The following is a 14,013-nucleotide window of genomic DNA, read 5'->3' on the forward strand; positions in this document are numbered from 1 at the left end:
AGCAGACGGGCGGGCACAAAAGGACCGTCCCCATGTGTTGAAACCCCTGCCACCCTGCACACGAATAATACAGTTTTCCTATCCTTTTTCAGGCCTATCTATGATATAATTATTTGAATAAAGGCTTTTCCTGAAAGGAGCGGTGCCGCGTGCGGATCCGGAAGCGGATGATCCTGCCGGCTATACTGGCTGCAGTGCTGCTTCTTTTTGCGTGCGCAGCGGGGGAAGAAACACTGCTGAAGGTGAAAATGCCGGAAAAGGTGAAGGGTTATACCACCAGCCAGATCCGGATCCAGTCGCCCGTGGCCGGGAAAGCCGTGCTCCGCCTGGTGGACATGAAAAAGTACGTGTGGCGGACAATGGAAGCCGACCTTTCGGAAGGGGAGAACAGCATCCCCTGGAACGGGCTGGGCGAAAACCTGGAGCGGATGTTTGCCGGACCGTACCGGATTGAGGTGACGCTGGCGGGGGACGACGGACAGGAACGGACGGCGTCCGCCCAGTTTACGATCAGCGGAACCACCCCGACGCTGGTATATGCGCTGCCATCCTCGGAAACGCTGTACCTGGACGGAAGCGAACGCTGGTTTGCGGAATACTACGTCAGTGCCATGTGCAACGTGGATATGGACGTGCTGCGGGACGGGAAGAAGATCTGGACCAAGACGGACTGGATTACCGCGGAGGACGGGGACAGCCTTTTCTGGAACGGGAGCATCGGGCGGGGAAAAACGCTGGAGCCCGGGGACTATACGCTGTTCTTCCGCTCCAGGGCAAATCCGGATTATTCATTCACGTATCCCCTGCGTGTGGAGCAGACACGGGAAAGCATGCCGGAGATCGGGGTGACCGGTCCGGTGATTCCCGAGCGCGGGATGACGGACGAGGAAATCTGGGAAATCATGATGAAGCCGTCCGTGGTGATTGAAGGCAAAAGCGTTTACACCCGGTACGACCTGTACCAGCAGCCGAGCCGGCGCAGCAAGGTGGTCGGATCCCTGCGGTGCGCGACCCAGGGACTGGAAGTGCTGGAAGAAGACGGGGACTGGGTATGCGTAAGCGCCTGGACCCATACGGACGGAAGCCGGGTGACCGGGTACCTGCGGAAGGATATGCTGACGGTGTATATGCCCGGAAAGCATTACGGGGTACTGGTGGACAAGCGGGACCAGACGATGGCCGTATACGAGGACGGGAAGAAGATCGCGACCCTGCCGGTATCCACCGGGAAGGTGAGCGGAATCTATACCTATCGGGAAACCCCGGCCGGCGCGTTCCTGACGAACCTGCGGATGGGCGCCAGCTTCGCGCAGGAGGGATTCCGGTATGAGTACCCGATCCGGTACGACGCCGGGAACATCATCCACGGGGTCGGCTTTACCCGGAGCGGCCGGATGCGGGATTACAGCGAGACGCTGCCGATGCTGGGGCAGAAGGCATCCCACGGATGCGTGCGGGTCGGCCCGTTCGTGACGGAAGACTGCAAAATCAACATCTACTGGCTGTGGACGCACCTGCCGTACCACACCCGGGTGATTATCCTGGATAACTGAAAGAAACCTGGAGGAGGACAGACCGATGCGGATCAGTGAACTGCTGAAGCGGGAAGGCGTGACATTCTCACTGGAGGTATTCCCGCCGAAAACATCGGAGAAATATACCGAGACCGCGGAAAAGGCCATGGAGATTGCCCGGCTGAACCCGGATTTCATGAGCGTGACCTACGGCGCCGGCGGCGGAACGGGCGAATTTACCGCGGGGATCGCCGAGGAGATCCAGAACCGGTTCGGCGTGCCGACCCTGGCCCACCTGACCTGCGTTTCCTCCGGACGGGAACACGTGATGAAAATGCTGGAGGTATACCGGGAGAAGGGGATCGAGAACATCCTGGCGCTGCGCGGCGATATCCCGGCGGACGGGAAGGTATCCACGGATTACCGGTACGCGGTGGAGCTGATCCGCGATATCCGGGAGAATGGGGATTTCTGCATCGGCGGCGCGTGCTATCCGGAAGGACATGTGGAAAGTGAGAACAAGCGCGAGGACCTGCGGCACCTGAAGGAGAAGGCGGACGCGGGACTGGACTTCCTGACCACACAGATGTTCTTCAACAACGACATTTTCTACAACTTCCTGTACCGGGCGCGGGAAGCGGGAATCGATATTCCGGTGATCGCCGGTATCATGCCGATTACCAGTGCGAAGATGCTCAAGCGCAGTATCGCCATGTCCGGAACAGACGTGCCGCAGAGGTTCCGGGCGATTGTGGACTGTTTCGGAACGGATCCGGAGGCGATGACACAGGCGGGAATTGTGTACGCGTCCGAACAGATTATTGACCTGATCGCGAACGGGATCCGCCATATTCACGTATATACGATGAACAAACCGGACGTGGCCGGACGGATTATGAAGAACCTGTCGAAAATCCTGTGGGACGGAGATCACGCATGAAGCTGAACGTGGATGACGCCGTCCGTTACATGGGCGCCGGGAAGGGAAACGCCGAAATCCGGGAGATGACCGCGGAGATCGCGGAGGAGCTGGAAAAGGCAGTGAAGCCCCGGTTTACCTGGCGGACGTTCCATATTGAGATGCAGGAGGGCGGCGTGCTGTTCCGGGAGGCGGGGGAAATCCTGCCCGGGAAGCTGGCCGTGAACATGCTGCAGGAATGCGAAACCGCCGTGCTGATGGTATGCACGCTGGGCGCGGAGTTTGACGCAATGCAGCGGGCCTGGTCGGCCCGGGACATGGCGCGGGCGGTGGTGCTGGACGCGTGCGGAAGCGCCCTGGTCGAAGCCGGATGCGACGCGGCGGAGGAAGAGCTGGCCGGGCGTTTTCCCGGCATGTACCGGACGGACCGGTTCAGCTCCGGATACGGGGATATCCCGCTGGAAACGCAGGACTGGATCCTGCGGGCGGTGGATGCCGGAAGGCGGCTGGGCGTGACCGTGACCGCCAGCTGCCTGATGATTCCGTCCAAATCGGTGACCGCGGTGATCGGCCTGTCGGACAAACCGCAGGGCGCGAAGATCCGCGGATGCGCGTACTGCACACTCCGGGAGGAGTGCGCGTACCGGAAAAGGGGGACTGTATGTGGAGCTTAAATGCCCGCTGATCCTGGACGGCGGCATGGGAACCATGCTGCAGCGGAACGGACTGAAGCCGGGAGAGATTCCGGAACTGCTGAATATTACCGACCCGGACAGAATCCGGGCGGTTCACCGCGCGTATGTGCAGGCGGGAAGCCGGGTGGTGTATTCGAATACCTTCGGCGCCAACCGGATGAAGATGGAAAAGACCGGGTATACGGTGGAGGAGATCGTGGCCGCGGGCGTCCGCATCGCGAAGGAATGCGCGGCGGAAACCGGGGCGATGGCGGCGCTGGACATCGGGCCGCTGGGCGTGATGCTTGCTCCGCTGGGCACCCTGAAATTTGAGGAAGCCTACGACATGTTCGCGCAGATCGCACGGGCGGGCGCGGAAGCCGGCGCGGACCTGGTTGTGATTGAAACGATGAGCGACCTGTACGAGGCGAAGGCCGCCCTGCTGGCCGCGAAGGAAAACACCGGCCTGCCGGTGTTCGTGACGATGAGCTTTGACGCGACGGGACGGACGTTTACCGGATGCACGCCGGCCTCGATGGCCCGGACCATGGAAGGCCTGGGCGCGGACGCCGTGGGCGTCAACTGTTCCCTGGGACCGGCGGAGATGGCGGGCATCGTAAAGGAAATCCGGATGAACACCTCCCTGCCGGTGATTGCCAAGCCGAACGCGGGCCTGCCGGATCCGGTGACGGGCGCGTACAACGTGGGCCCGGAGGAATTCGGCGGGCTGATGGTGTCCCTGGCGGAAGCCGGCGCCGATATCCTGGGCGGCTGCTGCGGAACGGATCCGGACTTCATCCGGGAGACGGTGAAGACCGCCGCGGACCGGACACCGCGGACTTTCCGTCCGGCGCGCGGCGCGGTCTGCACGCCGCCGGTATGCAAGGAAACCGGGCGGGTGATGGTGATCGGCGAGCGGATCAACCCCACGGGCAAGAAACGCCTGCAGCAGGCGCTGCTGGAGGAGGACCTGGATTACCTGGTGGAGCTGGCTGTGAACCAGATGGACGCCGGAGCGGATATCCTGGACGTGAACGTGGGCTATCCCGGCGTCGACGAGGTATCGCTGCTGCCGCGGGCGGTGCAGGCGATCCAGGCGGCGGTGGATCTGCCGCTGCAGCTGGACACGACGAACCCGAAGGCCCTGGAGGCTGCCCTGCGGATCTACAACGGCAAAGCGGCCGTCAACTCCGTGAACGGCAAGGAAGAAAGCATGGAGACGGTGCTGCCGCTGGTGAAGAAATATGGCGCGGCAGTCGTCGGGCTGACCCTGGACGAGAAGGGCATTCCGCAGACGGCGGAGGGCCGTTTTGAGATCGCGAAGCGGATTATGGACCGGGCGCTGGCCATTGGGATTCCGAAGGAGGACATCTGGATTGACTGCCTGACGCTGACGGTATCCGCGCAGCAGGAGCAGGCGATGGAAACGCTGAAGGCGGTACGGCGCGTGACGGAAGAGCTCGGGCTGAACACCGTGCTGGGTGTGAGCAATATCTCCTTCGGCCTGCCGAATCGGATGCTGGTGACCCAGGCGTTCCTGATGAGCGCGTTTGAGGCGGGACTGAAGCTGCCGATTATCAACCCGAACCAGAAGGAAATGATGGACATGGTCGCCGCACGGCGGGTACTGAGCGGCGAGGATGAAAGCTGCCGGGCCTATGTGGACCGGTTTGCCGAGGCGGCGGCGGAGGTGAAGGCCGCGCCGGCGGCCGCCGGGAAGGAACTGACGCTGCAGGACGCGATCCGGCGGGGAATGAAGAAGGAAGCCGCGCGGATCACGGCGGATGCGCTGAAGGCCGGCAGCGGGATGGAAATCGTGGAGCAGGAGCTGATTCCGGCCCTGGAAAAGACCGGGGAAGCCTATGAAAAGGGATCGGTGTTCCTGCCGCAGCTGCTGAGTGCCGCGCAGGCCGCGCAGGCTGCGTTCGAGCAGATCAAGGAAGCGGTGCTGAAGCAGGGCGGCAAGACCCAGGACCGGGGCACGCTGATTATGGCGACGGTACAGGGCGACATCCACGATATCGGAAAGAACATCGTGGTGACGGTGCTGGAAAACTACGGCTGGCGGGTGATTGACCTCGGGCGGGACGTGCCGCCGGAGGTGATTGTGCGCGAGACCGTGGAGAAGAACATCCGCCTGGTCGGGCTCAGCGCGCTGATGACGACCACGTTGCCGGCTATGGAGGAAACCGTGCGGCAGCTGAAGGCACTGGATAATCCGCCCCGCGTGATGGTGGGCGGTGCCGTGGTGACGGCCGACTATGCCGCGCGGATCGGCGCGGATGATTACGCAAAGGACGTGCGGGATTCCGTGAAGATCGCGATGGACGCATTCGGGGATAAACCGGCCGGCTGACATACCGCCGGAATGCATATTCCAACCAACGACAAAGGAGGCATTATCGATGCAGGAAGTCTATGAATTTCTGAAGAACTGCGGAACCTACTACCTGGCGACCGTGGACGGGGACCAGCCCCGGGTGCGGCCGTTCGGCACAATCGACATCTTCGAGGGAAAGCTGTACATCCAGACCGGCAAGGTGAAGGACGTATCCAAACAGCTGCTGAAGAACCCGAAGGCGGAGATCTGCGCGTTCGCGAACGGGACGTGGGTCCGCGTGGCGGGCGAGCTGATCCCGGACGAGCGGATTGAAGCGAAGCAGCATATGCTGGACGCCTATCCCTCCCTGCAGGGCATGTACAAGGCGGACGATGACAACACCGAGGTGCTGTACTTCCGCAACGCGACGGCGACGTTCTCCAGTTTCGGCGGAGTGCCGAAGACCGTGACCTTCTGAGTACGGAGACATAAGAAAACCGGCACGGGAGCAATTCCCGTGCCGGTTGTGTTTTTGGGATCAGGCGTCTTCGGCCACTTCGATGGAATCCTTGGCGCTGACCAGGACCTTGCGGTCGTAGCAGGCAAAGATTGCATCGACCTGGTCCTTCGAGGGAGCTTTGGTGATCAGGCTGACGAGGGGCACCAGCACCAGGCCGGCGATCATGCAGAAGGCGCCGGCGTTGATCGGCGATTGCAGGAGGCCGAGGTTGACGTTGATGACCTTCAGGTTGCCCAGCATGTCGATGATCATGAAGACAGTGGAGAAGACCATGGAAGCCCAGCAGCCGGCCTTGGTGGTGCGCTTCCAGTACAGGCCGTAGAGGAAGGGCGCGAGGAACGCGCCGGCCATGGCGCCCCAGCTGACGCCCATCGCCTGGGCGATGAAGGCCACGCTGGACTTGGCCTGGACGATAGCCAGGGCCGCGGAGATCACGATGAAGACCACGATCAGGATCCGCATGACCAGGAGCTGCTTCTTCTCATCCATCTTCTTCATGAGCTTTCCCTTCAGCAGGTCCAGCGTGACGGTGGAGGAGGAGGTGAGCACCAGGGAGGACAGCGTGGACATGGACGCGGAGAGCACCAGGATGATGACCACCGCGATCAGGAACGGGGAGAGGGATTCCAGCATTGTGGGGATGATGGAGTCATAGCCGTTGGCGGCAATGTCGATCTTATCGGAGAACAGGCGCCCGAAGCCGCCCAGGAAGTAGCAGCCGCCGGCCACCACGATGGCAAAGAAGGTGGAAATGATGGTTCCCTTGTGGATGGCGCCCTCACTGCGGATGGCGTAGAACTTGCCGACCATCTGCGGCAGGCCCCAGGTACCCAGGGAGGTGAGCAGGACAACGCCGAGCAGGCTCAGCGGATCCGGACCGAAGAAGGAGTTGAAGATGCCGGGAACATCGCCGTTGGCGATCGAGGGATCCTGCGCGGCAGCCAGACCGTTCAGGGAGGCGATGAAGCCGCCGTTGTTTCCGAGGACCGCGCCGATGACGGCCACGATACCGAACAGCATGATGATGCCCTGGATGAAGTCGTTGACCGCGGTGGCCATGTAGCCGCCGACGATGACGTAGACCGCGGTGAGCACCGCCATGACGATGACGCAGACGGAGTAGTCAATCCCGAACGCCATCCGGAACAGGCGGCTCAGGCCGTTGTACAGGGAGGCGGTGTAGGGGATCATAAAGATGAAGATAATGATGGAGGCGGCAATCTTCAGCGAGGTGGCGGAGAAGCGCTTCTCGAAGAAGTCCGGCATGGTGGCGCTGGAAAGATGCTGCGTCATGACGCGGGTGCGCCGGCCGAGGATAACCCAGGCCAGGAGCGAACCGATCAGGGCGTTGCCGATACCGACCCAGGTGGAGGCAATACCGAACTTCCAGCCGAACTGGCCGGCATAGCCGACGAAGATGACGGCGGAGAAATAGGAAGTGCCGTAGGCAAAGGCCGTGAGCCAGGGGCCGACGTTCCGGCCGCCGAGCACGAAGCCGTTGACATCGGTGGAGTGCTTGCGACAGTAGAAGCCGACATAGATCATGACACCGAAGAAGACCAGGAGCATGCCGAGTTTGAGCGCGAGTTCACCGAAAGACACAGACAACCCTTCTTTCCGGGTCCGCGTATGAAAAAAGCCCCTGTGTTCCATGAACACAGAGGGCGAATTTCTCGCGGTACCACCTCAGTTTTACTGCCGTGAAGGCAGCCTCAGGATACAAACATATCCGTAACGCGGTAACGGGCGAACCCGGCGTTCCTACTACCCGCGGGGCGGGATTGGGATTGCAGCTCCGGAGGGTAATTCGGCAAGACGGCCCGGCCGCCTTGCACCCACCGGCGGCTCTCTGAACAGGCTGATATCTTCCTACTGGGACTCCTTCATCGCACCGCAATGATAAACCAGCGGGTTTTCGGCGTCAATAGCCTGAACAATGAAAAAACAGAGGCCGGCCGGACGCGGCTGGGGGAAGGAATATTGACAGGATTTCCGGACGTGATATAATAACCGCGTTCCGTCGGAACAAAGACGCTGGGGGCGCCCCGCAAGGGGCTGAGAGGGGCTGGAGCCCGACCCTTGGAACCTGTGTAGGTCATCCTACCGTAGGGAAGCGGCTTGCGTCGTTTCCCCACGTGCGAAAGCATGTGGGTTTTTTGTATGGCGGAAACGACCGGATATAAAAGGAGAGGAAACAAAATGCAGAACAAAACAGTACGGAAACTTGTGGAGAGCGCCCTGTTCATTGCGATCGCAACGGTGCTGAGCATGCTGAAGATCGACCTGCCCTTCGGCGGCGGTGTCACCATCGTGAGCATGCTGCCCCTGGTACTGGTCAGCCACCGCTGGGGATGGAAGTGGGGCGTGCTGACCGCTTTCGCCTACAGCCTGATCCAGCTGCTGCTGGGCCTGGACAACGTCGGCTACGCAACCACTTTCGCGACGGCACTGGGTGTCATTTTCCTGGATTATGTGATTGCCTATACCGTGATCGGCTTCTCCGGCGCGCTGGAGAAGCCTTTCGGCAAGACCCTGAAGGCCGTGCTGATCGGAATTGCGGTGGTGTTTGTGGGACGGTTCCTGTGCCACTTCATCACGGGCGTATGGATCTGGGGCGGCTGGATGCCCGAATCCTTCATGAACATGACGATGACCAGCCCCTGGATGTATTCCCTGCTGTACAACGGCTGGTACATGCTGGCGGAGCTTGTGGTTACCGAGGTGGCGGCTGCACTGCTCTACAAGCCCCTGAAACGGTACATTCACCGGGAAGACATCGCCGCCTGACAACAGAGGGAAGCTCCGGTCCGGATTCATTCCGGACCGGACTTTTTGCGCCTGTATTCAGGGCTGCACAGCGAATTTGACAAAGTATTTTGGCTGTGATAGGATACGAACGGCTATGCGGGTATGCAGGCCGGAAAGGAGTGTATGACTTGAAGAAAGCAGTAAGCATCCTGCTGACAATCGTGATGGTATTCGCGTTAACGGCTGCGATGGCAGAACCAACGAAGATCGATGGACTGGCGCAGAGAAATATTACAATCAACAAAGCGGGGGAGAACACGGTACCTGCCGGTATCAGCCCCACGACCGGACGCGACCTTGCTGAAGCCGGCAAGGACGTGAAGGATGGTTTTGTGGGAATGGCTGTGACCGGCCAGTATATGCCCCTGATGGTGCAGGTGACGAACAGCGGTTCCGGGATCGGCAACCGCGCTCCCCTTTTCGCGAGCTATGCGGACGTGATTTATGAAGCTCCCAAGGACTACAAGGGTGTTACCCGGCTGACAATGGTATATTCCGATACCATCCCCGAGTGGGTCGGATGCACGCGCAGCATGCGGGTGATGCATGTGTGGCTCCGTGAGGAGTGGAATGCTCCGATCGTATACCACGGACACCAGGCTGCCGGCGGCGGCGATACGGATGTTTCCACGGCAATCCGCGCGCTGGGATGGCATGTGCCGGAAGCGCCGGGTTCCCCCGGAGCCAGCGTGTTCTATGACGGTATGTACCCGAAGGAATGGGGTGCGCACCACTACCGCGTGAAGACCATGGGCGATATCGCTGACAACGTGGTGTACTACGCGCCGGGCATCATGACGGACGTGGTGGCCAAGGAGGATATCCAGCCCCGCAACCATACCTACCTGTTCACGGATACCGCGCCGGAAGGCGGCGACGACGCGACGAACGTCTACGTATCCTGGAACAACACGGCCAACAAGACCAGCGAGGAGAAATTCCCCTTCTACTTCAACTCCATGTTTGAGTATGACGAGGCAGAGGGAATCTATTACCGGTACATCCTGAAGGATGCTGCGAACATCAACGCGGGCACCGCGGTGCTGTATGACGAGCTGGCGCCTGTGAGCGTGAAGAAGGCCGGCAATGCTGAGGTGACGATCGACTTCACCCACGGCAACCCGATCACCTTCAGCAATGTGATTATCCAGAGCGTCAACATCGACTGGAGCCAGGGCGCCGAGATGCCGGTGATCACCGAGCTCGGAACCGGAAATGCCGATATCTTCATGGGCGGAAAACACTATGCCGGCGTGTGGAACCGGGACACCCTGACGGACCGCACCGTGTTCTACGATGAGAACGGCAATGAGATGCCCCTGATGCGCGGCAAGACGATGATCATCCTGATGGATTACAACAAGGAAATCCGCCAGGTCACCTACGAATAATCCGGACGTATCAATCCAAAGGACAGCCTGCGGGCTGTCCTTTTTTTGCGTCAACGGGAACAAAAAATGCGATAAATATGAACCTTTTGCCCAAAAACGTACTATTTTTGTAACAAATACTTGCATTTCCGGAAAAAATAGTTTAAGATTTAGAAGATATTGGGTACGAAAGGGTGTTTTCAGTGGGCAAACGGATCCTGTTGGTCGACGACGAGCCTCTGATCCTGAAAGGTCTGAAATACACGCTGGAACAGGAAGGATACGAAACGGAGAGCGCCATGGACGGCGAGGAAGCGCTGGCCATGTTCGAATCCGGCGGATTTGACCTGATCCTGCTGGACGTGATGCTGCCGAAGCTGGACGGGATCGCTGTATGCCAGCGGATCCGGGAGCGCAGCGACGTTCCGATCATCATGCTGACGGCCAAGGGAGACGACATGGACAAGATCCTGGGCCTGGAATACGGCGCGGATGATTATATGACCAAGCCCTTCAACATCCTGGAAGTCAAAGCCAGGATCAAGACGATCCTGCGCCGGGTTTCCGGCAGCGTACAGCAGCAGGAGCACCGCCTGATCCGGGTTCATGACATGGAAATCAACCTGGTCAAGCGCAGCGTGACCCTGGGCGGGAAGGACATCAAGCTGACCGCCAAGGAATTTGACCTGCTGCAGATGTTTGTGACGAACCGCGGCATGGTGTTCAGCCGGGAGCAGATGCTGGAGACCGTGTGGAAGTATGACTACGCCGGGGACGCACGCACTGTGGACGTTCATATCCGCCGCCTGCGGGAAAAGATTGAACGGGATACGACAAAGCCTGAATTCATCTTTACCAAGTGGGGGGTTGGTTACTATTTCACGGATCAGGACTAAAAAGTACGGATTCGGAGCCAGCATCAGGTGGAAAATCCTGCTGGCTTTTTTTGTCATTGTCGGACTTTCATTCGGCGTGGCAGCCACCAACCTGACCGGCATGGTCAGCGGATATATGTTCGACCAGCGGGAACGGGAGGACAGCCTGCTGACGGAAAAGGCCGCGGCCTCCGCGGCGGACCTGTTTGAGAACGGCATGCCGGAGGAGCTGAACCGGGTGCTGGCGGAGAACGCCCAGTCCATGAACGGGCGGCTGATGGTGATTGATAACGACGGCAAGGTCCAGTTTGATACGTTCGGCGCGATGTGCGGCCGGCGGATCCAGCTGGAGGAAGTGCTGCAGGTGCTGACGGCGGGGGAGACTGCGGCCTACGGCCGGTATACGCCCGGCCGGGATACCGTGCGGGAGATGAGCGGCGAGGAAAACGCCGAATATGTGGCATACAGCGTGCATGAGATGACCGGCGGGAACGGACGGATCGGCGCGCTGCTTTTTGTGAGCCGGATCCAGAGCCTGATGGACTCGCTGGGGACGGTGCAGCTGCAGCTGATCCGCGTGTTTGCGGTGATTGTGCTGGCGGCCCTGCTGCTGGCGCTGTTCCTGAGCCAGGTGCTGACCAAGCCGATTACCGACCTGAGCCGGACGATGAGAAAGATGGGGAAGGGCGACCTGAGCGTCCGCGCCCCGGTGCGCGGCAGCGGCGAGCTGCGGGAACTGGCCGAAAACTACAACACCATGGCGGAACAGCTGGAACGGCTGGACCAGTCCAGGAGCCAGTTCGTTTCCAATGCCAGCCATGAGCTGCGGACACCGCTGACGACCATGAAGATCATGCTGGAAACGGTGATGTATGAGCCGGACATGCCGCAGGACCTGCGCACGGAGTTCATGCAGGACATGAACCACGAGATTGACCGGCTGACCGGCATCGTGAACGACCTGCTGACCCTGTCGCGGATCGACAGCGAAAGCATGGAAATGAAGACCGAACCGGTGGACATGAGCGCGCTGACATGGGAGACTATCCGGATGCTGACACCGGCGGCCGAGAAGCGGCAGCAGCACCTGATCGGCAATGTGCAGCCGGACCTGACCATGCAGGGCGACCGGCTGAAGCTGAACCAGATCCTGTACAACCTGACGGACAACGCGATCAAGTATACGCCGGAAGGCGGGCATATCGGCATCATGCTGACCGAGGAGAACGGAAGCCTGGTCTGGCGGGTGCGGGATGACGGCATCGGCATTCCGGAGGAAGACCAGAAGCATATCTTCGAACGGTTCTACCGGGTGGACAAGGCCCGGAGCCGGGAAACGGGCGGAACCGGCCTGGGCCTGAGCATCGTGAAACAGCTGGTGGCCGCGCACGGCGGAACGATCTCCGTATACAGCGAAACAGGGAAAGGCACTGAGTTCACGGTGGTCCTGCCCCGGGAAGGAGTGCCGCAATGAACAGAGGAATCGGAAAACGGATGCTGTGCCTGGCACTGGCCCTCTGCGCGGGACTCGTGATGAGCGGATGCGCCGGGAGAAGCGGCGAGGAGAAGGCACCGAGTCCGACGCTGGCTCCCGCGGTGGTGGACCTGAAGGCGCCGGACGGGGACCGGGCCGTGCGCAAGGCCGGGGACTACACGATTTACATGGCCGGCCCGAACGAACTGCAGCTGCGGACGCAGACCGTCCACCTGGAGGAAACCAACCTGAAGGATACGGCGGAAACGCTGGTCCGCATGCTGCTGGAATCCGAAAGCGAAAGTACCATGATGGGACAGCCGCTGGCACTGTACCGAGGACAGCCGCCGGAAATCAGCGGCGGTATCTGCACGGTGAACCTGGAGCCTTCCGCACTCCGGATGGATTACAGCAATTACTACAAGCTGAGCGTGGCGCTGGCGACCACACTGTGCGCGCTGGATGAGATCAGCGGCGTGAACGTGCTGACAGCCAGCCAGAGCGTGGCGCTGGACGTGAATGGCAGCCTGCCGATGGGCACGCTTTCCGGGCATCCGGGTGAGAACCTGCCGGTGCTGTGGGAGCAGATGGGCTCGAAACGGACGCCGGTGGGCGCCGACAGCGGCAAGACCCCGCTGAGCGCGGCGGCAACGGTATACTACCCGCTGAAGGACGGGCGGGGAATCGGCTGTGAAAGCCGGATGATGAATTTCCCCGGGCAGAAGCCGGACCAGCTGGCTGCCGTACTGGTGGAAGCGGTGAATGAGGCAGTGCACCGGAAGGACGGAAACACCGGGCTGCCGAACCTGACGGATTACATGCTGCATATGCCGGTGACCAGCGTGCTGGATGACGGCGGGAAGCTGATCACCGTGAGCTTCCGGGACAATATCCGGGAGCTGGCGGAGGAGTGGAACACAGACCGGTCCTGCCTGATCGCCGCGGTGGCGTGCACCCTGTCGACCTTTGTGCCGGGGGTGACGGCCGTGTGCGTGCGGGTCGGGGATACGCTGATGACGGAGCTGGACAGTACCCGGTACAGCGTCGGAACGATCCTGGGCGGCCTGGTCCGCCGCGAAACGTCGGAAATGTTCCTGACCGGAAGCGCAAATGTTTTCTATGAAAAGAACGGCCGGCTGGCCATGTGCGAAAAGCCGGTGGAACGGGACATGACCGACAGCCCGCGGGCGGTGCTGGAGGCCATCCTGGAAGGACCGGACCGGCGGGAGCGGGAAGCCGGCATCCTGCCGACCATTCCGGACGGGGTCAGCGGGGATGATATCCTGGGAATCGCCGCGGAAGGCGATATGCTGCTGGTGAACCTGAGCGAGGCGTTCCGCAGGGCAATTGAGAACGCGGGACCGGATAAGGAAACGCTGCTGTGCTACAGCATTGTGAATTCGCTGTGCCTGAATTCCGGCATGAAGCGGGTATGCTTCTTCTTTGAGGGGAAACAGGCTGAAACGATTGCCGGCAGCCTCTACTGGGGCGGCGAATTCATGTACAACCCGGGCATGTGACAAAAAAAGCGGGATCCGG

At 60.7% G+C, this 14,013-nt stretch carries 11 protein-coding genes, 1 riboswitch and 1 other annotated feature; of the genes, 10 read left to right on the plus strand and 1 reads right to left on the minus strand.

The window, feature by feature from the left end; translation table 11 throughout:
- The first annotated feature begins 149 nt into the window (after positions 1-149).
- The 5 genes from JNO48_11625 to JNO48_11645 are packed head-to-tail and all read left to right on the plus strand — an operon-like array spanning position 150 to position 5,905.
- Positions 150-1,553 carry a L,D-transpeptidase gene (locus JNO48_11625; protein ID QTE67833.1) on the plus strand — a complete coding sequence of 468 codons (1,404 nt, stop codon included), beginning with the start codon at positions 150-152 and terminating at the stop codon, positions 1,551-1,553.
- Between the two features lie 25 nt (positions 1,554-1,578).
- A complete protein-coding gene (gene metF / locus JNO48_11630; protein ID QTE67834.1) occupies positions 1,579-2,454 on the plus strand; it encodes a methylenetetrahydrofolate reductase [NAD(P)H] in 876 nt (291 codons plus the stop codon).
- The gene (locus tag JNO48_11635; GenBank protein QTE67835.1) at positions 2,451-3,107 is read left to right on the plus strand and encodes a methionine synthase; all 657 of its coding nucleotides are present in this window, start codon (positions 2,451-2,453) and stop codon (positions 3,105-3,107) included. Before metF ends, JNO48_11635 begins: the two co-directional genes overlap by 4 nt.
- A gap of 25 nt (positions 3,108-3,132) precedes the next feature.
- Positions 3,133-5,463 carry a homocysteine S-methyltransferase family protein gene (locus tag JNO48_11640; GenBank protein QTE69759.1) on the plus strand — a complete coding sequence of 777 codons (2,331 nt, stop codon included), beginning with the start codon at positions 3,133-3,135 and terminating at the stop codon, positions 5,461-5,463.
- 49 nt (positions 5,464-5,512) lie between these two features.
- On the plus strand, positions 5,513-5,905 hold the full coding sequence (locus JNO48_11645) for a pyridoxamine 5'-phosphate oxidase family protein (protein ID QTE67836.1): 393 nt from the start codon (positions 5,513-5,515) through the stop codon (positions 5,903-5,905).
- Between the two features lie 60 nt (positions 5,906-5,965).
- Here the strand turns inward: JNO48_11645 and JNO48_11650 are convergent, their stop codons facing one another.
- A complete protein-coding gene (locus tag JNO48_11650; GenBank protein QTE69760.1) occupies positions 5,966-7,600 on the minus strand; it encodes a sodium:solute symporter in 1,635 nt (544 codons plus the stop codon).
- Between the two features lie 4 nt (positions 7,601-7,604).
- Positions 7,605-7,843, minus strand: a binding site (T-box leader).
- Positions 7,844-7,973: 130 nt separating this feature from the next.
- A riboswitch (TPP riboswitch) is annotated at positions 7,974-8,076 on the plus strand.
- 70 nt (positions 8,077-8,146) lie between these two features.
- Here JNO48_11650 and JNO48_11655 point away from each other — a divergent pair.
- From JNO48_11655 to JNO48_11675, 5 genes are all read left to right on the plus strand, one after another.
- A complete protein-coding gene (locus JNO48_11655; protein QTE67837.1) occupies positions 8,147-8,734 on the plus strand; it encodes an energy-coupled thiamine transporter ThiT in 588 nt (195 codons plus the stop codon).
- Positions 8,735-8,883: 149 nt separating this feature from the next.
- Positions 8,884-10,146, plus strand: coding sequence for a DUF3048 C-terminal domain-containing protein (locus JNO48_11660; GenBank protein ID QTE67838.1), 1,263 nt, complete (start codon positions 8,884-8,886; stop codon positions 10,144-10,146).
- 182 nt (positions 10,147-10,328) lie between these two features.
- A complete protein-coding gene (locus JNO48_11665) occupies positions 10,329-11,021 on the plus strand; it encodes a response regulator transcription factor (GenBank protein QTE67839.1) in 693 nt (230 codons plus the stop codon).
- A gap of 76 nt (positions 11,022-11,097) precedes the next feature.
- Positions 11,098-12,474: a HAMP domain-containing protein gene (locus JNO48_11670; GenBank protein ID QTE67840.1), complete on the plus strand. Its 1,377-nt coding sequence runs from the start codon at positions 11,098-11,100 to the stop codon at positions 12,472-12,474.
- Complete coding sequence (locus JNO48_11675; protein QTE67841.1) at positions 12,471-13,994, plus strand: GerMN domain-containing protein; 1,524 nt, start codon at positions 12,471-12,473, stop codon at positions 13,992-13,994. Before JNO48_11670 ends, JNO48_11675 begins: the two co-directional genes overlap by 4 nt.
- The last annotated feature ends 19 nt before the right edge of the window (positions 13,995-14,013 follow it).

This window comes from Clostridiales bacterium, assembly GCA_017569285.1.
Lineage (GTDB): Bacteria > Bacillota > Clostridia > Christensenellales > Aristaeellaceae > Aristaeella.

What these genes read in the sequence shown, in the direction of transcription:
- metF (QTE67834.1), top strand. Translation starts at nt 1,579, where the DNA reads ATGCGGATCAGTGAACTGCTGAAGCGGGAAGGCGTGACATTCTCACTG.
- JNO48_11635 (QTE67835.1), top strand. Translation starts at nt 2,451, where the DNA reads ATGAAGCTGAACGTGGATGACGCCGTCCGTTACATGGGCGCCGGGAAG.
- JNO48_11640 (QTE69759.1), top strand. Translation starts at nt 3,133, where the DNA reads ATGGGAACCATGCTGCAGCGGAACGGACTGAAGCCGGGAGAGATTCCG.
- JNO48_11645 (QTE67836.1), top strand. Translation starts at nt 5,513, where the DNA reads ATGCAGGAAGTCTATGAATTTCTGAAGAACTGCGGAACCTACTACCTG.
- JNO48_11650 (QTE69760.1), bottom strand. Translation starts at nt 7,600, where the DNA reads ATGGAACACAGGGGCTTTTTTCATACGCGGACCCGGAAAGAAGGGTTG.
- JNO48_11655 (QTE67837.1), top strand. Translation starts at nt 8,147, where the DNA reads ATGCAGAACAAAACAGTACGGAAACTTGTGGAGAGCGCCCTGTTCATT.
- JNO48_11675 (QTE67841.1), top strand. Translation starts at nt 12,471, where the DNA reads ATGAACAGAGGAATCGGAAAACGGATGCTGTGCCTGGCACTGGCCCTC.